This window comes from Nocardia sp. NPDC046763, from assembly GCF_040645495.1.
Taxonomy (GTDB): Bacteria; Actinomycetota; Actinomycetes; order Mycobacteriales; family Mycobacteriaceae; genus Nocardia.
The window spans coordinates 15,087-37,228 of record NZ_JBEYYI010000046.1 but is presented as its reverse complement, the minus strand read 5'-3'; the positions used below and the strand labels follow the sequence as shown (position 1 = coordinate 37,228).

General features: G+C 67.4%; 25 protein-coding genes. 12 read left to right on the top strand and 13 right to left on the bottom strand.

Annotation, left to right across the window (positions count from 1 at the left end; all coding sequences use genetic code 11):
- Window positions 1-151 precede the first annotated feature (151 nt).
- Window positions 152-883 carry an SDR family NAD(P)-dependent oxidoreductase gene (locus ABZ909_RS41340; RefSeq protein ID WP_357011468.1) on the bottom strand — a complete coding sequence of 244 codons (732 nt, stop codon included), beginning with the start codon at window positions 881-883 and terminating at the stop codon, window positions 152-154.
- Between the two features lie 349 nt (window positions 884-1,232).
- Between ABZ909_RS41340 and ABZ909_RS41335 the strand changes: the two genes are divergently transcribed.
- The 4 genes from ABZ909_RS41335 (at window position 1,233) to ABZ909_RS41320 (ending at window position 2,585) form a co-directional block, all read left to right on the top strand.
- Window positions 1,233-1,526 carry a DUF1330 domain-containing protein gene (locus ABZ909_RS41335; RefSeq protein WP_357011466.1) on the top strand — a complete coding sequence of 98 codons (294 nt, stop codon included), beginning with the start codon at window positions 1,233-1,235 and terminating at the stop codon, window positions 1,524-1,526.
- A gap of 12 nt (window positions 1,527-1,538) precedes the next feature.
- The gene (locus ABZ909_RS41330; protein WP_357011464.1) at window positions 1,539-1,841 is read left to right on the top strand and encodes a DUF1330 domain-containing protein; all 303 of its coding nucleotides are present in this window, start codon (window positions 1,539-1,541) and stop codon (window positions 1,839-1,841) included.
- A gap of 40 nt (window positions 1,842-1,881) precedes the next feature.
- Window positions 1,882-2,214: a hypothetical protein gene (locus tag ABZ909_RS41325; RefSeq protein ID WP_357011462.1), complete on the top strand. Its 333-nt coding sequence runs from the start codon at window positions 1,882-1,884 to the stop codon at window positions 2,212-2,214.
- Window positions 2,215-2,450: 236 nt separating this feature from the next.
- The gene (locus ABZ909_RS41320; RefSeq protein ID WP_357011460.1) at window positions 2,451-2,585 is read left to right on the top strand and encodes a hypothetical protein; all 135 of its coding nucleotides are present in this window, start codon (window positions 2,451-2,453) and stop codon (window positions 2,583-2,585) included.
- Between the two features lie 27 nt (window positions 2,586-2,612).
- Here ABZ909_RS41320 and ABZ909_RS41315 read toward each other — a convergent pair whose 3' ends face one another.
- Complete coding sequence (locus ABZ909_RS41315; protein WP_357011458.1) at window positions 2,613-3,221, bottom strand: hypothetical protein; 609 nt, start codon at window positions 3,219-3,221, stop codon at window positions 2,613-2,615.
- 365 nt (window positions 3,222-3,586) lie between these two features.
- Between ABZ909_RS41315 and ABZ909_RS41310 the strand changes: the two genes are divergently transcribed.
- Together ABZ909_RS41310 and ABZ909_RS41305 are read left to right on the top strand one after the other, a co-directional pair.
- A complete protein-coding gene (locus ABZ909_RS41310) occupies window positions 3,587-3,829 on the top strand; it encodes a hypothetical protein (RefSeq protein WP_357011456.1) in 243 nt (80 codons plus the stop codon).
- 201 nt (window positions 3,830-4,030) lie between these two features.
- Window positions 4,031-5,512 carry a glyceraldehyde-3-phosphate dehydrogenase gene (locus ABZ909_RS41305; RefSeq protein WP_357011454.1) on the top strand — a complete coding sequence of 494 codons (1,482 nt, stop codon included), beginning with the start codon at window positions 4,031-4,033 and terminating at the stop codon, window positions 5,510-5,512.
- Window positions 5,513-5,576: 64 nt separating this feature from the next.
- On the opposite strand, the gene ABZ909_RS41300 is transcribed toward ABZ909_RS41305, so the two are convergent.
- Complete coding sequence (locus ABZ909_RS41300; protein WP_357011452.1) at window positions 5,577-6,287, bottom strand: hypothetical protein; 711 nt, start codon at window positions 6,285-6,287, stop codon at window positions 5,577-5,579.
- Between the two features lie 188 nt (window positions 6,288-6,475).
- Window positions 6,476-7,075, bottom strand: a complete 600-nt coding sequence (locus ABZ909_RS41295; RefSeq protein ID WP_357011450.1) for a maleylpyruvate isomerase family mycothiol-dependent enzyme — start codon at window positions 7,073-7,075, stop codon at window positions 6,476-6,478.
- A gap of 70 nt (window positions 7,076-7,145) precedes the next feature.
- On the opposite strand from ABZ909_RS41295, the gene ABZ909_RS41290 reads away from it, so the two are divergent.
- On the top strand, window positions 7,146-8,078 hold the full coding sequence (locus ABZ909_RS41290) for a MerR family transcriptional regulator (RefSeq protein ID WP_357011448.1): 933 nt from the start codon (window positions 7,146-7,148) through the stop codon (window positions 8,076-8,078).
- A 36-nt stretch (window positions 8,079-8,114) separates the two neighbouring features.
- On the opposite strand, the gene ABZ909_RS41285 is transcribed toward ABZ909_RS41290, so the two are convergent.
- A complete protein-coding gene (locus ABZ909_RS41285; RefSeq protein ID WP_357011446.1) occupies window positions 8,115-9,053 on the bottom strand; it encodes a cutinase family protein in 939 nt (312 codons plus the stop codon).
- A gap of 451 nt (window positions 9,054-9,504) precedes the next feature.
- On the opposite strand from ABZ909_RS41285, the gene ABZ909_RS41280 reads away from it, so the two are divergent.
- Window positions 9,505-10,287 carry a helix-turn-helix transcriptional regulator gene (locus tag ABZ909_RS41280; RefSeq protein ID WP_357011444.1) on the top strand — a complete coding sequence of 261 codons (783 nt, stop codon included), beginning with the start codon at window positions 9,505-9,507 and terminating at the stop codon, window positions 10,285-10,287.
- 13 nt (window positions 10,288-10,300) lie between these two features.
- Here the strand turns inward: ABZ909_RS41280 and ABZ909_RS41275 are convergent, their stop codons facing one another.
- The gene (locus ABZ909_RS41275) at window positions 10,301-10,786 is read right to left on the bottom strand and encodes a nitroreductase family deazaflavin-dependent oxidoreductase (RefSeq protein ID WP_357011442.1); all 486 of its coding nucleotides are present in this window, start codon (window positions 10,784-10,786) and stop codon (window positions 10,301-10,303) included.
- Window positions 10,787-10,892: 106 nt separating this feature from the next.
- On the opposite strand from ABZ909_RS41275, the gene ABZ909_RS41270 reads away from it, so the two are divergent.
- The gene (locus tag ABZ909_RS41270) at window positions 10,893-11,495 is read left to right on the top strand and encodes a TetR/AcrR family transcriptional regulator (RefSeq protein ID WP_357011478.1); all 603 of its coding nucleotides are present in this window, start codon (window positions 10,893-10,895) and stop codon (window positions 11,493-11,495) included.
- Window positions 11,496-11,887: 392 nt separating this feature from the next.
- Here the strand turns inward: ABZ909_RS41270 and ABZ909_RS41265 are convergent, their stop codons facing one another.
- Window positions 11,888-12,619 carry a hypothetical protein gene (locus ABZ909_RS41265; protein ID WP_357011440.1) on the bottom strand — a complete coding sequence of 244 codons (732 nt, stop codon included), beginning with the start codon at window positions 12,617-12,619 and terminating at the stop codon, window positions 11,888-11,890.
- A gap of 264 nt (window positions 12,620-12,883) precedes the next feature.
- On the opposite strand from ABZ909_RS41265, the gene ABZ909_RS41260 reads away from it, so the two are divergent.
- Both ABZ909_RS41260 and gndA read left to right on the top strand, forming a co-directional pair.
- Window positions 12,884-13,828, top strand: coding sequence for a LysR substrate-binding domain-containing protein (locus ABZ909_RS41260; protein WP_357011438.1), 945 nt, complete (start codon window positions 12,884-12,886; stop codon window positions 13,826-13,828).
- 142 nt (window positions 13,829-13,970) lie between these two features.
- Complete coding sequence (gene gndA, locus ABZ909_RS41255; protein WP_357011436.1) at window positions 13,971-15,413, top strand: NADP-dependent phosphogluconate dehydrogenase; 1,443 nt, start codon at window positions 13,971-13,973, stop codon at window positions 15,411-15,413.
- A 91-nt stretch (window positions 15,414-15,504) separates the two neighbouring features.
- Here gndA and ABZ909_RS41250 read toward each other — a convergent pair whose 3' ends face one another.
- From ABZ909_RS41250 to ABZ909_RS41225, 6 genes are all read right to left on the bottom strand, one after another.
- Window positions 15,505-17,139 carry a CocE/NonD family hydrolase gene (locus tag ABZ909_RS41250; protein WP_357011434.1) on the bottom strand — a complete coding sequence of 545 codons (1,635 nt, stop codon included), beginning with the start codon at window positions 17,137-17,139 and terminating at the stop codon, window positions 15,505-15,507.
- 646 nt (window positions 17,140-17,785) lie between these two features.
- The gene (locus tag ABZ909_RS41245) at window positions 17,786-18,502 is read right to left on the bottom strand and encodes an ElyC/SanA/YdcF family protein (RefSeq protein WP_357011432.1); all 717 of its coding nucleotides are present in this window, start codon (window positions 18,500-18,502) and stop codon (window positions 17,786-17,788) included.
- Between the two features lie 54 nt (window positions 18,503-18,556).
- On the bottom strand, window positions 18,557-19,189 hold the full coding sequence (locus ABZ909_RS41240) for a TetR/AcrR family transcriptional regulator (RefSeq protein ID WP_357011430.1): 633 nt from the start codon (window positions 19,187-19,189) through the stop codon (window positions 18,557-18,559).
- A 142-nt stretch (window positions 19,190-19,331) separates the two neighbouring features.
- Window positions 19,332-19,505 carry a hypothetical protein gene (locus tag ABZ909_RS41235; protein ID WP_357011428.1) on the bottom strand — a complete coding sequence of 58 codons (174 nt, stop codon included), beginning with the start codon at window positions 19,503-19,505 and terminating at the stop codon, window positions 19,332-19,334.
- A 141-nt stretch (window positions 19,506-19,646) separates the two neighbouring features.
- Window positions 19,647-20,162: a gamma carbonic anhydrase family protein gene (locus ABZ909_RS41230; RefSeq protein WP_357011426.1), complete on the bottom strand. Its 516-nt coding sequence runs from the start codon at window positions 20,160-20,162 to the stop codon at window positions 19,647-19,649.
- 116 nt (window positions 20,163-20,278) lie between these two features.
- On the bottom strand, window positions 20,279-21,274 hold the full coding sequence (locus ABZ909_RS41225; protein ID WP_357011424.1) for a helix-turn-helix domain-containing protein: 996 nt from the start codon (window positions 21,272-21,274) through the stop codon (window positions 20,279-20,281).
- Between the two features lie 71 nt (window positions 21,275-21,345).
- On the opposite strand from ABZ909_RS41225, the gene ABZ909_RS41220 reads away from it, so the two are divergent.
- A complete protein-coding gene (locus ABZ909_RS41220; RefSeq protein WP_357011422.1) occupies window positions 21,346-22,140 on the top strand; it encodes an MBL fold metallo-hydrolase in 795 nt (264 codons plus the stop codon).
- Window positions 22,141-22,142: the final 2 nt, after the last annotated feature.

Sequence of the window (22,142 nt, the reverse complement as noted above, 5' to 3'; positions counted from 1 at the left end):
ACGCTGCGACAACGCATCCACCACGACCTAACATCATGCAACACAACCGATTTCAACGTGAGCGAAACGAATTACCTCCATGTGAGACATCGTCTAAGGAGCTACCGCACGTAGCCGCACACTGTGTGCACTCTGATCGGTTCAGTGGCCGCTACCAGGGCACTACGCCGTCGCGGCCGATGAACGAGCCAGAAGTGGCATCGACCTTCAGCATCGCGGCCTCGACCACGGGCTCGGCGCCTTGCGCGGCGGTGAGCGGCGCCTGCGCGCGGTTGATGGGTGAGAAGTCGGTCTGCACGAATCCCGGATCGACGGAGAACACCCTGATGTTCGTGTCCGCGAGAACCTTCGACAACGTGATGGTCAGGCTGTTGAGTGCCGCCTTGGAGGCTTGATAGGCGGGCACCACCATATCGGCCGGATCGGCTTGCGCCTGGAGGGTCAGCGATCCCACGAACGACGACACATTGACGATCCGGCCCGAGTCACTGCGCCGAAGCAACGGCAGCAATGCCTCCACCGTATGAAACACCCCGATCACATTGGTCTCCAGCGTCCGCCTCACCGACTCCGGGTGCGCATACTGGCTGCGACTCGGCGCACCCCATTCGGCAGCGATGCCCGCATTGTTCACCAGCACATCCAACCGCCCATGGTCCCGCGCAATGATGTCGGCCAGGCGCTGTACCGATTCGAACGAGGCGACATCGAGCTCCTGCCCCTGCGCGTCGACACCCCGCTCACCCAACCGCCGTGCCGCGGCCGCCGCTGCCTCGCCCGATCGGCCCGTCACCACGACCGTGTACCCCGACAATCCCAATTTCAGCGCCGTCTCGAACCCAATGCCACGAGTCGAGCCCGTCACCACCGCAATGTCCGCCACACCTATTCCTCTCCGGATGTCTTGTCTCGGAAGACCTTCCCTCCGAGGATGGCGGCACGGACTTCGTAGCACCGGCGGGAAACCGACCTAGCGTTCTGCTCTCCGCATCGTGCCGGGGAGGCGTCGGCCGGGATCGAACGGCCTGGTTCCGATCCGCCACATCCGCTTCCCGGTGAGAAGGGCGGCCGCGCCGGACGTCGGCAACACTCGAGCGTTGTGGCCTATATCCGCCAGCGACCGCCCGGTGGCACGGACAGGATGAGGAGGCGAGCACGAACGGACCGGCGGTTCGAACGCCACCCGGCTCGCCGATCAAGCGCCTGATCACCTCGGGCAGAAGGAGTATCCGATGGCGGTGTACGCCCTGGCTCAGCTCACAATCACGGACCGGGAGTCCTACGGGCGCTATCAGGCCCGGTTCATGGACGTACTGCGCCGATTCGACGGCCGGTTGCTCGCTGCCGACGAACACCCTCACATCGAGGAGGGGGAATGGGGCCACGACAAGGTGGTTCTGCTGGAGTTCCCTGACACAGCGGCCTTCCGTCTCTGGGCCGATTCCTCGGACTACCGGGACATCGCCGTAGATAGGAAGGCCGGGTCGCACGGCCCCGTGCTCCTGGTCCGCGGCGTTGGTAACTGAAGGCGGGAAGCCATGACCGCCTTGCTGATTCTGAATTACGACGTGACCGATTCGCGGCGTTTGGATATCTATCGTGAGGCTGCGGCGCCGGTGCTGCTGGGGCCTGGCAGGGGTGAGCTCCTGGCCAGCACCGATAGGACAGTTCATCTGGGCGAGGGAGGCGGGTCCGCGGGCGGCACCCACACCGTCGTGCTCCGTTTCCGCGACATCGAGCAGGCGCGTGCGGTCTACGACTCGGCTGACTACCAGGACCTGTTGGACGAGCGGCTCGCCGCTACCGTGCCCTTCGCGGCCATGATCGTGCCCGAACTCTGAGTCGGCATCGCCGACGATGATGTTCATAGACAGCCTGGTCGTGGCAATGCTGTTCGTGATCGGCCTCGGGTACGGCATGATCATGTCCGCGGCGATGGGCACCAGCTACCAGACCTTGCGACACTCCGAAATCCCTTCGGCCACAACCGCTACCAACGTCGGCCTCCGCGCAGCCAGCTCGTTCGGCGTCGCGGCGCTGATTCAACGCAACATCGAACATCGGACCCGCAATGTCGACGCGTTCACCAGAACGCTCCGAACCGATGAAGTCACCCGGGCCTTGACCCACGCGTTCACCCAAACGTACTGGTGGGCACTCGCGATCGGTGCTGTCGCGGTCGTACCCGCGCTGATGCTGCCGCGGCGCGGTTGACCTGGTTCCGGTGATGTAGAGGATTCGTTGACCGGCGTGGGCGAGCAGCGCCGGCAACAGCACCCGCAAGGGTGAGATGATCTCAGCCCGTTGATCTTCGGAGCGTGGCCAGCTGGATCAGCGCGGGAAGCGGTATGTTCGGACGTCGGGTTTGGGCGGGATGCGGTGGCCGGTGAGCGAGGCGGTGAGGATAACACCGCCTTCTGTGACGAGACTTATTGCGGTTCAGCACTTCTGTGGCCAGGACCGCGGCCCAGCAGGCCATCGACCTACTGGTCCGGCCGAGCGGCACCACTCCCGATGACCGCCTGGCCAGGATCGAGGAGAAACTCGACCGGATCCTCGACCGGCGGTCCATGATGGAGCGGTGACAGTGGTGGAGGCGGCGGTGAACCGGGTCAGGGGAGGACGTTCGGGATCAGCTGCGGGGCCTGCTCGGCCACCCAGGATCCGATGAAAGAGCCCGCGTAGTAGCCAATGTAGGTGCCCGCCACACCGCCGACGATGCCGCCGCCGATCGCACCGATGGGCAGGGCCGCGCCTACGGTGAGGGCGGTGGCGAGGGCGCTGCCCGCGGTGCCGCCGAGGATCGCGCCGGAGATGCCACCGAGAATCTGGCCCGCCGTCTGACCGATGTAGGTGCCGTTCTCGATGGGGCTCGCGATCGGAGCCGCGGTGGCGATCGGGGTGGCGGACGGAATGGGCTGGGCCGCAACGGGTTCGAGGGGATCGACCGGGGCGGAGGCGGCGGCGTCGGGGACGAAGCCGACCGGCGTGGACGGCCGGGTGGCCGCGGCGAGCACGATCGGCTCGGCGACCGGGCTGTCGGTTGCGGCGTCCGCAGCAGTGTTCACCATCGCGGTGGGCTCGGTGACCCGTGGAACGGCGGGCTCGGCCGCGGCCGAGCCCACACCGGCGACGCCGACCGCGGCGGGGATGACCACGGCTACCGGGAGTCCGCGCAGCAATCTGCTGGGTTTGGTCACCGCGCGATGCCGACCTGCCATGTCTATCCGCCTTTCCAAGCGTCTGCTGTCACACCACCATCGTCGGCGGCTCGCGGGGCACAACACGAATGTGATCGGCTTCCCAAAAGGTGCTGGCGGCTATGGGTATTCGGCGAGCGCAACGACTCCGCGTCAGGGGCGTGCCGCCGGAACCACGGTGTTCACGACCCGGAATCGCGGAGCGCGCGTCTCGGCGATCTATTCGCAAATCAGGGTTATCCGCGCGGGCCGATCGGGCGTCCGGCGAGGTCGGCATACCAAACGGTCCAAAACGCTCATCTGAATTGCTGATATTTCATATGCTCTGGCGCGCGGAGCAGGGGAAGACTGCACCTGCTTCGGCACATGGATAAGAGGAACAGCTTATGAAACGAACCATTCTTGTGAGCGCGGTGGCCTGCGCTCTGTTCGGAGCGGGCATCGGCACGGCCGCGGCGGACGGGCTTCCGCTGACGGATGTCGACATCACGCCGGGCTCGGCCGCCGATCTGGGCAATGCCGTCGGAGCCGGGTCGGTCGATGTCGGTAGTGCGGCGGCGGCGCTCGGCAGCGCCTTCGGCGGCGGCTACGCGGGCGGGGTGCTCAGCAGCCTCTCCGCACAGCTCTGAGGCGCCCGGCGCAGCGGCGAATCGGGCGGTCGTCGTCGCGGCGTTCGCGCGGCGACCGCCTCCGGTTCGGTTCTGGTGGGACAAACCCGGCGGGCCCCCGGCGCGACCTGGATCTCACATGCGGGTAGCCGCGGTTTGTGATACCGCGGGGCTGGATAGCATCGGTGCACGTACGCATCGAGGCAACCCCGAGGACTTGTGTTGACTACCGACCATCTTGACCGCTGGAACGCTCACGAGGCTGCCGCGGAGGCGATGATTCCGATTATCGGCAGGCTGTATCGCGACAAGGGGGTGACGATCCTCCTGCACAGCCGGTCGCTGGTGAACAAATCGGTGATCAGCATCCTGCGGACGCACCGGTTCGCGCGGCAGATCGAGGGCGAGGAACTGTCGATCGACGAGACGCTGCCCTTCCTCGAGGTGCTCAGCGAGCTGGATCTGGGACCGAGCAAGATCGACCTCGGCCGCCTGGTCCACGCCTACCGCATTGACGACCGCGGGCTGTCGATTTCCGAGTTCACGGCGACGGTGCTGGCGGAGGTGCTCGACGGGAACAAGGCCGAGGCGCAGGGCCCTCGGGACGTGGTGCTGTACGGCTTCGGCCGGATCGGCCGCCTGGTGTCCCGGTTGCTCATCGAGAAGGTCGGCTCCGGAAACGGGCTGAACCTGCGGGCCGTGGTGGTGCGCAAGGGTGGCGAGGAAGACCTGGTCAAGCGCGCGTCGCTGCTGCGGCGGGATTCGGTGCACGGGCAGTTCAACGGCACCATCAAGGTCGATGCCGAGAACAACACGATCATCGCCAACGGCAACGTGATCCGGTTCATCTACAGCGACTCCCCGGCGCAGATCGACTACACCGAGTACGGGATCAACGACGCGATCCTGATCGACAACACCGGCAAGTGGCGTGACCGCGCGGGCCTCGAGCAGCACCTGCGTCCCGGCATCGCGAAGGTCGTGCTGACCGCGCCCGGCAAGGGCGATGTGCCGAACATCGTGCACGGTGTCAATCACCGCGACCAGGACCTGTCGCAGCAGATCTTCTCGTGCGCCTCCTGCACCACGAACGCGATCGTGCCGCCGCTGAAGGCGATGGACGACGAGTTCGGCATCGTCCGCGGGCACGTGGAGACGGTGCACTCGTTCACCAATGACCAGAACCTGCTCGACAACTTCCACAAATCAGATCGCCGGGGCCGGTCCGCGCCGTTCAACCTGGTGCTGACCGAGACCGGCGCGCAGTCGGCGGTGAAGAAGGCCATGCCGGACTTCCAGGCCAAGATCACCGGCAGCTCGATTCGTGTTCCTACGCCGGATGTTTCGGTGGCGATCCTGAATCTGCAGCTGAAGCGGGAGACCAGCAGGACCGAGGTGCTCGAGTACCTGCGGCAGGTGTCGCTGTCGGGTCCGCTGAGCCGCAATCTCGATTTCACCGCGGCCACCGATGTGGTGTCGAGTGACTTCATCGGCTCGCGGGCGGCGTCGATCGTGGATGCCAATGCCGCCATCGTGGACGGTGACACCGCGATCCTCTACCTCTGGTACGACAACGAATTCGGCTATTCGTGCCAGGTCGTGCGGACGGTGCAGTACATCTCGGGCATCGAGTACCCGACGTACCCGCGGCTGGGAGAGCAGGACCTCGCCGACGGCGTGCCGGCTGTGGCCGCGGCCGTGTAATTCCCGGTAGACGATGTGAACGGGGCCCGGCGGTCACACTGCCGGGCCCCGTTCACATGTAGGTCTAGCTCGATTTGACCGGCTGCCAGCACACCACGCGAGCGGGTTGCGGCGTGACCGTCGCCCCGGCGGGGATGGGGCACTGATTGGGGTCGGTGCTGCCGTCGAAGCGGCCGCCGATCTGGACCGTGACGCCGGGCCCAGCCTTGCTGGCGCAGTCGACCGGGGTGATCTGGTTGACGTCGGCCTGCATCGAATAGCAGTCGCCCACCTTGACATTGGGGGCGAAGCACAGCGAGTGGTTGCCATCGGTCAGCACGAAGTAGCCCGCGTCGCGGAGTTTGCCGTCCGGGCAGGTGGCGCCGTTGGTGACCGAGGCGGCCAGCTCGTAGACGGCGGTGTGGTCGTCGCACGGGGTGGCGTGGATCTTGCCGATCTGGGCGCCACGGTAGTCGGTGGCGGTCACACAGTTGCCCACGGCGAGTTCGGGATCGTGGGTGGCGGTCGTGCTGGTGCCCTTGGTGACGGTGGCGAGGATGCCGAGCGCCAGGATCAGCACGCCCGCGACGGCGACGACGGTGCCGGTGTGTTTGGGCAGCCCGGCCGAGGCGGTCGCGTCGGTCGCTGGCCGCTTCGACCGATTGTGCAGGACGAGGCCCACCACCAGCAGGACCACGCCGGCCGCCGGGAGCAGCAGGGTGCCGGCGGAGACGCCGGAGGAGTCGGCCGAGTCGGCCGCAAGGATCGCGGTCGACCCGATTTGCCCAATGATCACTGTCTTTCAATTCCTTCCGGTCCGCTGACGGACACGGGCAGGAAGGTACCCCGAGACGGGGACCGGTCGGGCTGTTTTGAAATGAACTCGTTCCGGAAATTTGTGGAGGTGGGGCTACGAGTCGCAGTCGTGCTCGAAGGAGAGCCTGTCCGACATCGCCCCCCACCAACGACCCGCCAACGGAGAACTCATCGTTCGCCCGCCATCTCCCGCCCGGTGACGAACAGCAGCAACGCCCCGATCGAACCCTCGACCACCCGTCCCCTGCCCGCGTCCCAGGCGACGTCCGTCGCGATCAGGCGATGGGTGGCCAGGGTGTCGCGGATGCCGAAGGTGCCGGCCGCCCGGATCCGCTCGAGGGCCACCCGCGCTGCGGCGATGGGAATTTCGCGAGGAATGCCGAGCGGAACGGCAATGTCCTGGCCGTGCACGAGCAGATCCATCAGCCGGTCCGCGGGCGTGGTGCCCGGGGCGGTCGAGCGGAGGTGGGTGGTGGCGCGGAGCTGGGTGAGTAGCTCGGCGGGGGTCGATCGGCGGGCGTGGCGAATGGCGGTGTCCCGGATCATGGCGTGCAGATTGCCGCGGGCGCGAAGCAGTTCGAGGAGGAGGGTGGGGGTGCTGGGGTCGGCGGAGAGGATGACGTGGGCGACCACGTGACGGATTCGCCAGCTCTCGCACAGTGATCGGTGATCCCACTGGGCCTCGGTGAGGGTGGCCAGTAGGTCGCAGAGGGTGGTTCGCTCGGTGGCAACGGCCTGCCAGATCCGGTCCGTCGTCATGGTGGTCATGGCCTGCTCCTTCTCCCGACGTCTGTTCCAGTACCGTAGGAACTCCACCCGGGTGGAGGTTCAAGAGAACGTGACCTATGACACACGTGATGGCCCGTTGATCGGTATCGGGGAGTTGTCGCGGCTGGCCGGGGTGCCGGTGCGCACCATCCGGTTCTACTGCGATGCAGGGGTTCTGGAGTCGCGGCGGAGTCCGGGTGGGCATCGGATGTTCGAGGCCGGCACCGCGGTCGAGCGGTTGGTGCTGGTGCGGCGGTTGCGCGGGCTGGGGGTCGGGCTGGGAGCGATTGCCGAGGTGCTGGGCGGGGCGCGGAGCATGGTGGAGGCGATTGCCGCCGAGCGGCGGGCAGTGGATGCCGAACTGGCGGAATTGAACTGGCGGCGGGCCGCGTTGGTCGCTGTCGAGGGTGCGCCGGACGGGGAGCGGGCGGGGCGCTTGGAAGCGCTTGCGGCGGTGCGGGATCGGCACCGGGCCCACGATTCGCTGGTGGGGTTCTGGCGGGGGATTCTCGAGCCGCTGCCGATGGCGACGTTCGATGAGTTCATCGCCATGAATGTGCCGGACCTGGCCGTGGACCGAGAGCCGTGCCATCTCGTGGCCTGCGCCGAGCTGGCGAGTGCGGTGGCGGATCCCGATCTGCGGGTGGCGGTTACGCGGCAGGTGTGGCGCTCGGAGTGGCGGGACATTCGGCATCGGCGGGTGCTGCTGGAGGGGGTCGCGGATGCCTGTGAATCCGTTGGGCGTTTGATGGTGGCGGATCAGCCGCCGCGGCCCGGTCCCGAGCTGGATCGGTTCGTCGATGCTCATGCCGCCGCGCGCGGGGAACGCGATACGGTCCGGTTCCGCAGGCGATTGCTCTTCGGTGCAAGGGATTCCGATGCGGGGATCCGCCGGTATTGGTGGCTGACCGAGGAGGTTATGGGGACCGTGACGACAGGGGGCGCCCAGCAGTGGTTGTCCGACGCGCTCGGGCAGTCGGTGGGGGCCGCGTCACCCCGGTAGGTTCGGGGTGACGCGGCCCGTGTGGGTGTTGTGTCGTCAGGGATTCTGGTCGGCGGTGTCGGCGAGCCAGTTGCGGAGCCAGGTGGTGGCGGTGGTGCCGTCGGGGTCGACGACGTAGTGCGGGTAGGACTGGTGGACGCCGGAAGCCAGGAAATCCTGGACCTGGCGGAGCCATTGCTCGCTCGCGGGGTTGTCGGCCGGGGCGGCCAGGATGGCGGCGCCCCCCTGCCAGACGGCCTCGTTCAGAATGGATTGCAGGGTCAGGGTGTAACTCGGGATCTGGAGTGGATCCTGCGATGTCAGCTGGGTGAGCAGACCGGCCGAGCGCCCGGCCAGATCGTCGTTGGGGACCGAGCAGTAGAGGTCGCCCTCGGCGCAGAAGGTGCGGACCTTCGGGCTGAGCCAGCCGAAGCCGCCCGCGCGAGCCCCGCCCGCGCCGGTGCCGGGGACCCGCGGGCCGATCAGCGCATCGGTGGGGGAGCGGCGGGGGTCGGAGATCAGCCCGACCGCGGCCACTCGATCGGGCGGGACCACCCCCAGCCCGCTGCCGATCTCCGCGGCCAGGTCGCCTGCGGCATCGGCGCCCTGGCTGTAGCCGATGAGTGCGAAACGCGTTGCGGCGCAGCGCGCCGCCGTTCCGGCGATCAGGGCCCGCGCGCCATTCACGGCGTCTCGTTTGGAGCTCCCGTAGACCTCGCCGTCCCAGGGGAAGGCGGTGGCGGGATAGCTGATGTAGTCGGTGCGCACCCGGCCGGGCAGCCCGCGGGTGACCTGCGCGAGCATGCCCTGCTTCGGGTCTTCGATGGAGGTCTCCCAGGTGCCGGGGACGGCTATGACATTGAAGCTCGGGCAGTCGTCGGGCGCGGCCTGCGCGCTGGGCGCGCCAGTGGCCGTGAGCATTCCGGCCGTGGCCGCCACGGCGGCCGCTAGGGCGCCGCCGGCCACCCGGAAGGTTCGCAGTGTTCGAAAGGACAAGGTCCACACCCCATTGTTCGAATCGTTCGGACGATTTCTCCACCGCAGGGTCGTGCTCGGTGCAACTTACCAAAGGAACCGGTTGGTCCTGCCGCTGATCGCGCGGGAAACGCCGGTAACCGGACAGATCGGATATCCCGGACTTGCTGTCGCGGAACCCGGTCCGACGTCGTTCCGCCCGAATTCGATTGCGCCGTATCGAGTTCGATGTCGACAATTACTCGAATTGCGTAAACCGGCGTCACTTGTATCGGAATGCTGTCGCTGTGACTCGTCGGTCTCGAAATGCCGCGGGTTTGCCGATTCGACCTTGCTATCAGCGGATTGCCGGTGTTGTTGCAGGACACGACGGTGGAAATTGTGGCAGCATTCCGTTCTGGGAGTTGCCCGGCCGCGATCTCGGAGGGTTGGCCGACGATACGGCGGGCGGCGGAAAGGGAGCCGGGCGGCAATGACGGTCCGTATAGGAAATATCGACGAGAGGCAGGCGGTCGCGCTTCCCTCGTTCGGCGAACTACTGCGCCGGTTGCGCGACGATCGGGCCGTTTCCCGGGAACGCCTCGCATTCGCGGCCGGCGTGAGCGCCAGCTATATCACGCAGCTGGAGAAGGGCGGGAAAGCGAAGCCGACCCGGGCGGTGGTCGACGCGCTGGTGCGGTGCCTGGAGTTGTGGAATCCATTGTCGGCCACTGAGCTTCGTTATCTGCACGATCTGGCGGGACTGGAGATCGGCGGCCATCCGACGGTCGCGGAGTTACGGAAGTCGATCGACGCCGACGCCCTGCGGGTGCTCGCGATGCATCGGCCGAACCTGGCCGCGCTGTACGACACCCGCGGAAATGTGCTGGCCGGGAACGAAGATTGGGCGCAGGCGTTTCCTGGATTGCGTGAGGGCGGAAATCTCTATCGGTGGATGTTCGCCGATCCCGTGGCCCGGGAGGTGATGGCCGATTGGGAATCCGATGTCCGGCAGTCGGTCGGCTGGCTGCGCGGGACCGTGGGGTCGGCCGCGGATCCCGGCGGATTCGCCGGGATTATGCGGGAGCTCGGCGCCTTTCCGGATTTCCGGCGATTCTGGGCCGAAGGCGACGTGGGATTCGCGCCGCCCGTGCGCACTATGCGGCTGCGCGATCGGAGCACCGGCGCGCTGCGGAATTTCCGGGTGCAGGCCGGCCTGCTGAATACCGCGCTCTATCCGGGCCACATCGTCGCGATGGTCGCGATACCCGTCTGAGGCGGCGCGGCGACTATCCGGCCGGCCGGAGGATCACCACCGGAATCTCCCGTTCGGTCCAGGCCTGATAGGTGTCGAAGTCGGCGTACGCCTCGACGAGCCGGGGCCACAGCCGGGCGCGCTGTTGCGGATCGGCGGTGGCGGCGTGCACCGGGAACCGGTGGGCGCCGATCTGGATGTGGGTGGCCGGATCGGCGCACAGATTGCGGTACCACTGCGGGTGTTTGGGGAGCCCGCCCTGCGAGGCCACCACGATGGTGTCGGGCCCGTCGGTGATGTACAGCAGCGGGACGGTGTAGACGGTGCCCGTCTTGCGCCCGCGGTGTTCGAGCAGCAGGGTCGGCACCGGTTTGCGGAAACCGGCTCCGATGCGCCACTTTCCGCCGATACGGCCGCCGGTGCGCCGGTAGATCCAGACCTGCGCCCTGCCGACGCGCTTGAAGATCTTGGGTAGGACGGGGGAGTCGAGCTGCGGGGGCCGGGGCGGGGTGGTGGTCATGGGCTTCCTTTCGCGTCCACCGACCATACAGTCACGGCCATGTGTATGGTCAAGGCCGGACGGTAATCTCGACCGGGACAATCGCGAGCGAAGGGATGGCGATCCGGTGCGCACGCATGGATGGTCGGGGGCGGCGCCGGCCGACGACACGGAGGCCGTCGAGCGCATCGTGGCCGCCGCGCGGCGGGCCATCGATCGTTCCGGTGCCGAGTTCAGCATTGCCGAGGTGGCCCGCGATCTCGGTGTCACACGTCAGACGGTGTATCGCTATTTCCCCAGCACCGAAGCACTTTTGACGGCCACCGCCCTGGCGCAGACGGAACATTTCCTGGATGTGCTGGCGGAGCGGCTCGGTGATATCCGCGATCCGGCGACCGCCGTGGTCGAGGGTATCGCCTATACGCTCGAGCGGCTGCCGGAGGAGAAATACCTCGGCCTGCTGTTGCGTTCGGGGCGGGCCGGCGCTTTCTCGGTCGGCGTAACCTCCGATATCGCACGGTCTTTCGGGCGCTCGATACTGGAGCGCTTCTCGGTGGATTGGGCCGCGGCCGGAATCTCCGGCGCCGATCTCGATGAACTCGTCGAGCACATGCTGCGGATCGTGCAGTCGTTCATCATCGATCCGGGCCGACCGCCGCGGCGGGGCAAGGAGATTCGCAGCTATCTCTCGAGATGGGTTGCGCCCGCGCTGGTCTCACTCGGGGGGTAACGGGACGGGAAACCCCGGGGCCTAGCCTGCCCCGGGGTCTCGGTGTCCGCCCATTTGCGGCACGCCGACACGTTTAAGAACGGGTTGAGTCTGAAGTTAACGTGACGCTCTGCGATTGAGCTACGGCCCATTGGTGGCTGAGCCGGCGGGAGTTGAACCCGCAACCTTCACGCTGACAATCCGTTCCCTCGATTCGGCGTTCGGCGGCGAATGCTGAAACTGGAGCGATAGTGTGAGTTTGAGGGCGCGGTGCCTCTGCCAATTGGGCTATCCCGCCGTGGATGGCGGGAGGAGGACTCGAACCTCCACTGGGCCGCTGTGCCCGTCACAGGGAACTTCGGTTTCAGCTTGCGCTCCTTGCGCACTGCCGACTGTAGACCGCGCCGCGGGAATCAGCCAAACAAATATCCGAAGATCTCATCGCCCAGTTTGCGCTGGGTGATCTCGGCGTTGTTGGCCTCCTCACGCGCGAACTTGACTGCGTGCTGGAGCTTTTCGACGCGCTCGGTGAGTTCGTTGACGCGCTTGGCGGGCAGCGCCCCCGAGAACCTGATGGTCCGCCAGTAGCCGACCACCACGTCCTCGTGATACACCTCGACCTGCGCCGGATGCTTCTCCGTCGCTTCGGCTTTCACGTGGTTGCGCGGAATCTTCTTGGTACGCACCGTCTGTACCGGCTCGGTGGCGTAGCAGTCCGCGGCGGGATCGTATTCCCACGACTCCGCGGCATCCAGCACCGGCAGTTTGCGCACGAAGGTGTGCAGGTCCACCAGCTGCTTCTCCAGGAACAGCAGGTAGGTGATGGGCGCACCTCGAACCAGAGTCCGGCCGTCCACCACCACATCGGCCGTGGCGGTGCAGTTCGCCCAGTCCTTGGTGGCCACCACGTCGAACAGTTTGGTCAGGATCTCCGCCGTGGTCTGCAGGACCTCCTCGGATCTCACCTGGACGCGCGTCGACTCGGGCGGCAGCTGCTCGCCCTCCTCGTCCTTGGGGCGGTAGGTGCGCGAAATACCGCTCAGCAGCGGGTTCTTGGCCAGTTTGTGATGGGCCTCGGTGAGGTCGGAGAAGGTCCGGGACTTGATCCCTTTCTCAACGGCGACAATCTGATTCAAACGTGTCATTCCGGCACTGTATCGGTGCGCACGCGGCAGCGACCACCGGTTTTCCGGCGGTCAGTTGCTGCTTCATGGCGTCGAACTGCAGTGCCCCGGCTCCGAAAGCATCGCCACTCGAACTGATCGGGGTATGCCCCCGAAATTCGGGTAGCCCACCACTCGTTACCCGGACGGCCGTTCGCGCGATATTAGATATGCACGAGAAAGAGAAACTGCCGACGGCAACCGGTCATCGGCCACCGGTGTCGAACGGCGCGAGGGGGGTCGGTCGTGGAGTTGCGGCAACTGCGTTACTTCGTGACGCTGTCGGAAGAACTGCACTTCGGGCGCGCCGCGGCGCGCGAACACATCGTCCAGTCGGCGTTGAGTCAGCAGATTCAGCGGCTGGAACGCGAACTACGGGTCCCGCTGGTGGAACGCAGCACCCACTACGTGCGCCTCACCGCCGCGGGCGCGCTGCTGCTGGGCGAGGCCCGGCTGATCCTCAGCCACGTCGACCGGGCCGCGGCCGCGGCGCGCACCATGACGGGGACCGACGCCGTCCTGCGGGTTGCGCAGGGGGACGCCAGTTTCGACACCATGCCGGTGGTGCTGGCCGCGGTCCGGCATCATCACCCGAACCTGGTCGAGGTGCATCAGGTCGAGGCCGGGGTGCCCGAGCAGTGCCGGTTGCTGGCCCAGGGGCGGCTCGATATCGGCATCGGGCGCGCGACACAGCTGCCGGCCGGGGTGGCGTCGGAGGTCATCCGATTGGATCGGCTGGGTGTGCTGGTCGCCGCGGAGCATGCCTGGGCGCACCGGCAAGCGGTGCCGCTCGCCGAACTGGCGGGGGAGACCCTGGTGTTCGCCGACGAATCCCGCGCGCCGGAATACAACGAGTACATCAGGGAGCTGTGCCGCACAGCGGGATTCGCGGCCAAGCCCTACCCCGGCACGGTGCACAGTGTGTTGGGCGCGGGCCGGCTGGTCCGCGACGGTCATGCGCTGGTGTGCGTGCCGCGGTCCTGTGCCCCGCTGCCGGGCCTGCGCTGGATCGCGATCGCCGAGCCCGCCTACTATCCGTGGTCGCTGCTGTGGCGCGCGAACGGTGAGACCGAGGCCGTGCGCTCCATCCGCTGCTGTGCGCGGGTTCTGGGCGAGCGGCTCGGCTGGACGTCCCGCAGCGAATCCGAGGCGACCGCGATCCCGCCTGTCACCGGCCGCCTGGCGGGCTGAGTCCGGGTGCGTGGCCGGGGTCCCTCGGTGCGGCGGAGGCCGACCGGGTAGAAAAGGTATGGCGTCGTGGAGCGCATCCGTCGATGCCGCCGCCGAGGAGACTTCGTGCGGTCATCACATCTTCGAACGGAGAGGCTGTTTCATGGCGACCTCGGAAGCGCGCGCTCAGATCGGCGTGACCGGCCTGGCGGTCATGGGTAGCAATATCGCCCGCAACTTCGCACGGCACGGGTACACCGTGGCGCTGCACAACCGCAGTATCGGTAAGACCGACGCGCTGCTCGAGGCGCACGGTGACGAGGGTGATTTCGTGCGCACCGAGACCGTCGAGGAGTTCGTGGCCGCGCTGGAGAAGCCGCGCCGCGTGCTCATCATGGTGAAGGCCGGTGACGCCACCGACGCCGTGATCGAGGAGTTGGCCGCGGCCATGGAGCCCGGCGACATCATCATCGACGGCGGCAACGCCCTCTACACCGACACCATCCGCCGCGAGGCGGCCATGAAGGCGCGCGGCCTGAACTTCGTCGGCGCGGGCATCTCCGGCGGCGAGGAGGGCGCGCTCAACGGCCCCGCCATCATGCCGGGCGGCCCGAAGGAGTCCTACAAGTCGCTGGGTCCGCTGCTGGAATCCATTGCGGCGCAGGTCGACGGCACCCCCTGCTGCACCCACATCGGCCCCGACGGGTCCGGCCACTTCGTGAAGATGGTGCACAACGGCATCGAGTACGCCGACATGCAGCTCATCGGCGAGGCCTACAACCTCTTCCGTGACGCGCTGGGCTTCGACGCCAAGCAGATCGCGGACGTGTTCACCCAGTGGAACTCCGGCGAGCTGGAGAGCTACCTGGTCGAGATCACCGCAGAGGTCCTCGAGCAGGTCGACGCCAAGACCGGCAAGCCGCTCGTCGACGTGATCGTGGACGCCGCCGAGCAGAAGGGCACCGGCCGCTGGACCGTCAAGTCAGCCCTCGATCTGGGCATCCCGGTGACGGGTATCGCCGAGGCCGTCTTCGCCCGCGCCCTGTCCGGCTCCCGCACCCAGCGCGCCGCCGCCAAGGGCCTCGCCTCCGGCGCCCTCGGCGAAAAGCCCACGGACGTCGCCCAATTCACCGAGGACATCCGCCAGGCCCTCTACGCCTCCAAGATCGTCGCCTACGCCCAGGGCTTCGACCAGATCGCCGCCGGCTCCGCCGAATACAACTGGGACCTGCACCCCGGCGACCTGGCCACCATCTGGCGTGGCGGCTGCATCATCCGCGCCCGCTTCCTCAACCGCATCAAGGAGGCGTACGAAGCGGACCCGGCCCTGCCGAGCCTGATCCTCGCCCCGTATTTCCGCGAGGCCATCGAGAACGCCGTCGACAGCTGGCGTCGTGTCGTCGTGACCGCCACCCAGCTCGGCATCCCGGTCCCGGCCTTCGCCTCCTCGCTGTCGTACTACGACGCGCTGCGCGCCGAGCGTCTCCCGGCCGCCCTGACCCAGGGCCAGCGCGACTTCTTCGGCGCCCACACCTACGAGCGCATCGACGCCGAAGGCAAGTACCACACCCTGTGGAGCGGCGACCGCAGCGAAGTCCCCGCGTAATTTCCGGTAGACAAGAAGTTTTAGGAGCGGAGTTCGTGCCGAATCGGCACGAACTCCGCTTCATGCAACGGCCGCCCGCGAGTCGGTCCGGTCAGGGCACCATCGGAAGATCGATGTAGCAGGGCCCGTGATCGCTGGACAGGGTGATGACGCTCCCGGGTTCGGTCTCGTCACCGTAGAAGTGGTCGTTGGTGTCGACGATCAGCACGACCCGATGGCCGCCGGGGACCCGATAATCGGTGGCCTGCAGCGGGACTCGTATGGTCCCGGTCTGCTCCGGGCCACGGTTGGTGATGGTTGCCGCGGCATGGGTGATGATCCGCAGCGCCCCGGTCACCGGGTTGTGGTCGAACAGATACGTGATCAGCGTGGCCGACGTGCTGGACGGGGTGACGGTCAGCGCGATCTCGGGGATGCCCGCGATGTGGCGGGGCCGGAGGAAGACCCGCGTGTGCCAGACCGCCGCCCGCGTGCGGTCCACGTCGGCCAGCGGCTGTCGGTTGGGCATCAGCAGGCGTTCGCGGAAGCCGTCCATGACCAATTCGGTGGCCGCCTGGACCTGCTCGGTTCCGGCCCGGAAGCTCTGGCTCATGCTCGCCGGCTGATCGGTGACCAGGGTGCCGTCGGGGGACGCGCCGGACGGCGCGGAGAGGTGGTAGCGACGCACGGGATTCGACCACGCGGACAGGTCGTTCGACGAGGTCATCGTGAAGCTGTACATGGTCTCGGTGTGCACGACCCCGTCGCTGTCGATGCCGTTGTCGACGCCGAGCAGATAGTGGTCGAACCAGTCGTAGGCCGCCTCGGTGGTTCGGGCGTAGACGCCCAGCAGCAAGCCGGGAATCTCCACCGCGCCATGGTCGCCGATCGCCAGGTCCAGTCGCTTCGGCCCGGGGAAACGGTCGAAGTAATCGATCAGCTGATTCTGCGGGAAGATGGTCTCGTGCCAGAAGCTGGTGAAAAATGTTGGCACCGGGCGGATCTGGTCGGCCTCCGCGGGTGAGCGGGGCCGGGCGTAGTCGAGCACCTTGTCGATATCCGTATTGGCCCGGAAGGATTCGAGTACCTTCTGCAAATCCTCGCTGGGACGGTCACTGATGCCGGCGAGGGCTTCGGCGGCCATGATGTGCCGGGTTCCGTTGTCGTAGAGGGCCTTACCCAGATCCGCCCAGGTGCTCAGCGCGACAACGGCCTTGACCGCCGGGTGGGCATTGGCGACCAGCTGGCTGATGCCCGAGCCATAGGAGATGCCTGCCATCCCGACCTTCTCCCGATCGGCGTGCAGCTCTTCATGCTTCAGCGCCCACTCGATCACCTCGTATCCGTCGGCCACGTCCTCGGGACCGGCGACGGTCAGCTCGCCCCCGGATCCGGGCAGCCCGCGTTCGGTGTAGGCGACCACGGCGTACCCACGGAGGAGCAGTCGGACGACCGCGCCGGAGTACATCTTCCAGCCGGTCTTGTCGAGGCCCGCCGGCAGGACGATGAGCGGGTGCGGCCCCTCCGCGCGTGGCCAGGCGATGAGCGCGTCGAGCTCGACGCCGCCCGCGCCGGGAATCTGCACCTGGCGGATGCCGCACCGGCTGCGCACGGCCGCGATGTCCTCGGCGAGGTATTCGGGCACTCCGGCGGTATTGCCGGTGAGCAGGTCGTCGACGACCGCGAGAGCATCGGATTCCTGGTTCGGGGCCAAGAGGCGCAGTTGACCCGGGTGAGCTTGCGACATGACAAATCCCTTCGATCCTCGTTATTCCGAACAACTTTCGAGGCAGCGTGCGATGGACCTCCCAGAGTGGAGAATTCGGCCGACGTGAGATGTCGCCGTGCAGGGTCCAGGGAATTCGCGAATCATTCAGGGTTGGAAGGCCTTTGCCAATCCCGAATACGGTCGATGCTACGCCGGTCGCAGGGTAACCATGACCGATTTGCAATTCGTGAGTTTCTTTGTGTACCAGTTGATTTGGGATAACGACTTGTCGGTATCGAGTGGTCGGATCGCCGCGCCGCGGTCCGCGCTCGGCATATCACGCCGCAACCGGATAGTGAACTGTGAGGGTGCTGGGTATCGTCATGGAGTCCGCCCAGAGTTCGGGTTCGGGTCTCGTCCAGGGGTGTTGAGCGGCAGTAACTTTCCATGCGTCTACGAAGTACGCAGTTGAAAGGTCATGAAATGATCGCTCTGATCCTCGCCGCCGTCGGTCTCATCTCGGGCAGCGCGGTCGCCGCGGGTGCGGCGGGTAGTGCGGCCGCGTTCGCCGGGAATATCTAGGCACGCACGGATATTCGGTCACGCGGTAGCGGGCGGCCGACCGGATACGGCCGGCCGGAACCCCCTGCCCCGGGTACGGGGCGGGGGGTTCGCCGTATCCGAGCTACTGGTGCGGATCGGCCGCCATGGCATCGCGGACCGAGGTCTCCTGCTTGCCGCGGAAGGTGGGCTCGGGGTGGACGAGGATGGAGTAGACGGCCTTGGTGTCGGCCAATTGATCGCGCAGCCAGTTCTTCCGGTAGACATCGCCGTGCACCTGGGTGTCGTCGCCGACCGCGGTGGTCTCGATACCGGCGGCGCGGCACAGGGCGATGGTGCGCGGCAGGCTGAAGTCCTGTGTGACCGCGATGGCCGAGGCGACGCCGAAGATATCGTGGGCGCGCACACAGGACTCGTAGGTGCTGAAACCCGCATAGTCCAGGGCGATCTTGGCGGCGGGGACGCCGTGCGCGATCAGCCAGGCGCGCATGGCCGTCGGCTCGTCATAGGTCGGGCGGTCGTTGTCGCCGGTGAGCAGCAGGGCCTTCACCTTGCCCGCCGCCAGCAGTCTGCGGCCCAGTTCCAAGCGTGCGGCCAGATACGCAGACGGCGAGCCGTCGGGCTTGACCTCCGCGCCGAACACGATGGCCACATCGGCCGGCGGCGTGGTGTCGGCGCTGTACTCGTACTTCCGATTGGCCAGGCGCAACCACAGATCCGAGCCGATGAGCACGACCAGGGCCAGCGCCACCAGTGCGCCACCGAGCTTCACGACACGGCGGGCCGGGAACCAGGCGGTCACCCGGGCGCGGGCGGAGCGAAGGGCGGTGCGGTACTGCATGATCGCCAGTCTGCCGGAAATGGCCGAATCGTCCGAGTGAGTTTCCGAGGCCGCTCAGGCCGGCTGCACGCCGATCATGGGCAGCACTGTGCGGCGGGCGAACTCCCGCGCGGCCGTCTCGTCGGTCAGCGGGATCAGGCCGTCCGGGGTCAGCACCAGCGACTGGCCCAGGCGGGCAAGCACTTCCGCGACCAGGTCGGCATCGAAGGCGGGCACGTCGGTGGAAGCCTGCAGCACGCGCAGCTTCTCGGCCAGGTAGGTGCGTCCCAGGGCGAGAATGGGCCCGGCCTCGGTGGTCAGGCGCGGCAGGATGGTGTCGGGCTCGGTGCGGAGCAGCCGTTGCAGCAGTTTGTTGCTCGCCAGCTGGGTGATGAAGGCGACGAAGACCTCGACCAGCTGATCGTCACCGGATTCGCCGGTGGCTGTGGCCTCCTGCACCCGCTTGTCGATCTCGGCGATGAACAGCTGCGCCTCGCGCACGCCCACCGCGGCGACCAGATCGTTCTTGGATTCGAAGCGCCGGTACAGCGTGGCCGGGCTGATGCCGGCGCGACGCGCGATCTCCCCCATGCTGGTTCGCTTGATCCCGAAGTCGAGGAATGCCGACAGCGCGCTCTCCAGCAGCTGTTCGCCTTCGGCCCGCGGCTTCTCCAGGATGCGTTGCAGGATGGTGGGCACGGACGGCATCGAGTCTCCAGTCGATCGGTTGGCGACCGCGACATTGCGGTGAACGGCCAAGGCGCGCAGTGGCGCACAGGTCGAGCCGCATTATCGCATCGCCGGAGGATTGCGGTCGCAACCCCGTCCGATCAGTGAACGCCGCGCCCGATCAGCGGACGTCGAGCGCGGCCATTTCGCTCTCTATCGCATTAGCGGCGAAATCGATCCCGTTGGAACGCAGTTCGTGCACCCGCCGCACGAGCGCCTCGATTCCCCCTGGCTGCGCGGCGATATCGGCCACGCTGATACGCCGTCGGTGCATACCGTCGTGCTCGTACGACACCGTTGAAACCTCCTGCTAGCCCCGAGCGCGCACCCGGCTAGCGGCGGCACAGCCCGGGCCGCCGAGAACGCATCGCACGATGCTAACAGCGGCCTTTATGGTCACTTGTTCAGTGTGGGGTTTCTCACACGCCCCCTTCAGTCACGCCTCTTGACCCTGGCGGTGCATCGCCGTGTTGTGCAGGTAGGCGGTCGCATTCAGGCGAATGTGATCACGCTCGGCCTCGCTCAGCTCCCGGCGCACCTTGCCCGGCACCCCCGCCACCAGCGAGCCCGGCGGAATCCGGGCGCCCTCCGGAACCAGCGCGTTGGCCGCGATCAGGCTGCCCGCCCCGATGTCCGCGCCGTTCAGCACCGTCGCGCCCATGCCGATCAGCACGTCGTCGCCGACCGTGCAGCCGTGCAGAATCGCGTTGTGCCCCACCGAGACTCCCTCGCCCACCGTACACGGGAAGCCCGGATCGGCGTGCAGCACACAACCGTCCTGAATATTGCTGCGCGCCCCGACGGTGATCTGATCCATGTCGCCGCGCAGCACCGCCGAATACCAGACGCTCACTTCGGCTTCCAGCCGCACCCGCCCGGCCACGGTGGCGTTCGGCGCGACCCACGCGCTCTCGTCGATCTGCGGCACGTGCTCACCCAGCTGAATCCTCATAGCCCCGAACTTAGCCCCCGCCGGGTGCCGGGTCGCCGGGGGGAGCCGCGGCGGCGAACCTCCTTCGATCCGGTGTACCGAGAACCCCGTGATCCGGTCGAACTCGCCGAGCTCGGTCAAGCCCGGCGGAAGAGGGCTCGATGAGCGGCGGGCGTAGTGCCGAGCAGACGGTGGAAGTGATGGCGGAGATTGACGCCGGTGCCCAGCCCGGAATCGGCGGCAATGCGGTCCATGGTGTCGTCGGTGGATTCCAGCAGCAGCCGGGCATGGTCCACTCGCTGCTGCAGCAGCCACTGCTGCGGGCTGGTGCCGGTGCGATCACGGAAGCGGCGGGTGAACGTGCGCCGCGACATGAGAGCGGTCCGGGCCCAGCCGTTCAGATCCACCGGCTGGTCGAGATGTGTTCTGGCCCAGACCATCGCGTGCTCGATCGGGTCCTCGTCGGCTGCCTCGGGCACGGCGACCGGGATGTACTGGGCCTGTGAGCCGCTGCGGTGCGGGGCCAACACCAGCCGGCGGGCCAGCTCGGCGGCGACCCGGCTGCCGTGGTCGGTGCGCACCAGGTGCAGACAGCAGTCGAGGGCCGCGGCGGTGCCGGCGGAGGTGATGAGGTCGCCGTCGTCGGACCACAGGGTGTCCGCGCGCACCCGGATCGCCGGATACGCGCGGGCCAGCTCGACCGCCGCCGACCAGTGTGTCGTGATCTCCCGTCCGTCGGCCAGGCCGCTCGCCGCCACCGCCCACGCGCCCAGGCACAGGCCGACAATGCGGGTGCCGCGGGCATGGGCCCGGTGCAGGGCGTCCCGGATGGGTTCGGGCAGTGGGAGATCGCGCTCCCAGCTGGGGATGACCAGGGTGTCGGCGATCTCGGTCGCCTCCAGGCCATGGGCTACGACGATATCGAAACCCGCTGGGGTGGCAATGGTTCCGGGGCGTTCGGCGCACACCACCACGCGGTACGGACTGCCGGCGGGACCGCCCGCGCCGATGCGGCCGAACACCAGGGTCGGCACCGCCAGATGGAACGGGCTGATCCCGTCGTACACCACGATGGCCACCGTGTGCACGGCGTCGGACTCGGCGGCATCGGCTTCGCCGGTTCCAGCAGTCATGGCCCGATTTTATCGAGGCGCGGCCTTCGGGCCACTGTCGCGACACACGGTCCGCGACGAGACTCGTCGGCATGACGAACACGATCGACACCGCAGCGGCCACCTCCACCCTCGAGCTCCTCCACATCGGCGGCCCCACAGTGCGATTCGGCTACGGCGACCTGGTCTGGCTGACCGATCCGACCTTCGACGAGCCGGGCGAGTACCCGGGTGGGGTCACGCTCTACAAGCTGAGTGGGCCGGCCGTGCCCGCCGCCGAGATCGGGCGGGTCGATGTGGTGCTGCTCTCGCACGATCAGCACCCGGACAATCTCGACCGGTCCGGACGGGAATTCGTGGCGGGGGTCGAGACGGTGCTGTCCACACCGGACGCCGCCGAGCGTATGGAAGGCGTTCGGGGACTGGCAGAGTGGGAGTCGGTGCAGATTGGGGCGGTCACCGTCACCGCGGTGCCCGCACTGCACGGACCCGAGGGTTGCGAGCCGTTCACCGGAGTGGTGACCGGGTTCGTGCTGCAGGCCGACAAGCTGCCGACCGTCTACGTCTCCGGGGACAACGCCTCGGTCGACCATGTGCGGCGGATTGCAGAACGCTTCGGGCGCATCGATATCGCCGTACTCAACGTGGGCGCTGCCAATACCGACCGCTTCGGCGACCACGACCTCACCCTCAACGGCCGCACTGCGGTCCACGCCTCGGAGGCGCTGGGTGACGCGGTGATCGTGCCGGTCCACGCCGAGGGCTGGGCGCACTTCTCCGAGCACCTCGACTACCTGACCCACCGCTTCGCCGTCGCCGGCCGCGCGGATCGGCTGCGCATTCCGACCCCCGGTGAGGTCTTGGCCGTCGCCGCGATCGCCTCCTGATC

Excerpts from the sequence above, each read along its gene's own strand:
- ABZ909_RS41335 (WP_357011466.1), top strand. The coding sequence starts at position 1,233 with ATGGCGGTGTACGCCCTGGCTCAGCTCACAATCACGGACCGGGAGTCC.
- ABZ909_RS41330 (WP_357011464.1), top strand. The coding sequence starts at position 1,539 with ATGACCGCCTTGCTGATTCTGAATTACGACGTGACCGATTCGCGGCGT.
- ABZ909_RS41315 (WP_357011458.1), bottom strand. The coding sequence starts at position 3,221 with ATGGCAGGTCGGCATCGCGCGGTGACCAAACCCAGCAGATTGCTGCGC.
- ABZ909_RS41310 (WP_357011456.1), top strand. The coding sequence starts at position 3,587 with ATGAAACGAACCATTCTTGTGAGCGCGGTGGCCTGCGCTCTGTTCGGA.
- ABZ909_RS41295 (WP_357011450.1), bottom strand. The coding sequence starts at position 7,075 with ATGACCACCATGACGACGGACCGGATCTGGCAGGCCGTTGCCACCGAG.
- ABZ909_RS41280 (WP_357011444.1), top strand. The coding sequence starts at position 9,505 with ATGACGGTCCGTATAGGAAATATCGACGAGAGGCAGGCGGTCGCGCTT.
- ABZ909_RS41275 (WP_357011442.1), bottom strand. The coding sequence starts at position 10,786 with ATGACCACCACCCCGCCCCGGCCCCCGCAGCTCGACTCCCCCGTCCTA.
- ABZ909_RS41265 (WP_357011440.1), bottom strand. The coding sequence starts at position 12,619 with ATGACACGTTTGAATCAGATTGTCGCCGTTGAGAAAGGGATCAAGTCC.
- gndA (WP_357011436.1), top strand. The coding sequence starts at position 13,971 with ATGGCGACCTCGGAAGCGCGCGCTCAGATCGGCGTGACCGGCCTGGCG.
- ABZ909_RS41250 (WP_357011434.1), bottom strand. The coding sequence starts at position 17,139 with ATGTCGCAAGCTCACCCGGGTCAACTGCGCCTCTTGGCCCCGAACCAG.
- ABZ909_RS41245 (WP_357011432.1), bottom strand. The coding sequence starts at position 18,502 with ATGCAGTACCGCACCGCCCTTCGCTCCGCCCGCGCCCGGGTGACCGCC.
- ABZ909_RS41240 (WP_357011430.1), bottom strand. The coding sequence starts at position 19,189 with ATGCCGTCCGTGCCCACCATCCTGCAACGCATCCTGGAGAAGCCGCGG.
- ABZ909_RS41230 (WP_357011426.1), bottom strand. The coding sequence starts at position 20,162 with ATGAGGATTCAGCTGGGTGAGCACGTGCCGCAGATCGACGAGAGCGCG.
- ABZ909_RS41225 (WP_357011424.1), bottom strand. The coding sequence starts at position 21,274 with ATGACTGCTGGAACCGGCGAAGCCGATGCCGCCGAGTCCGACGCCGTG.
- ABZ909_RS41220 (WP_357011422.1), top strand. The coding sequence starts at position 21,346 with ATGACGAACACGATCGACACCGCAGCGGCCACCTCCACCCTCGAGCTC.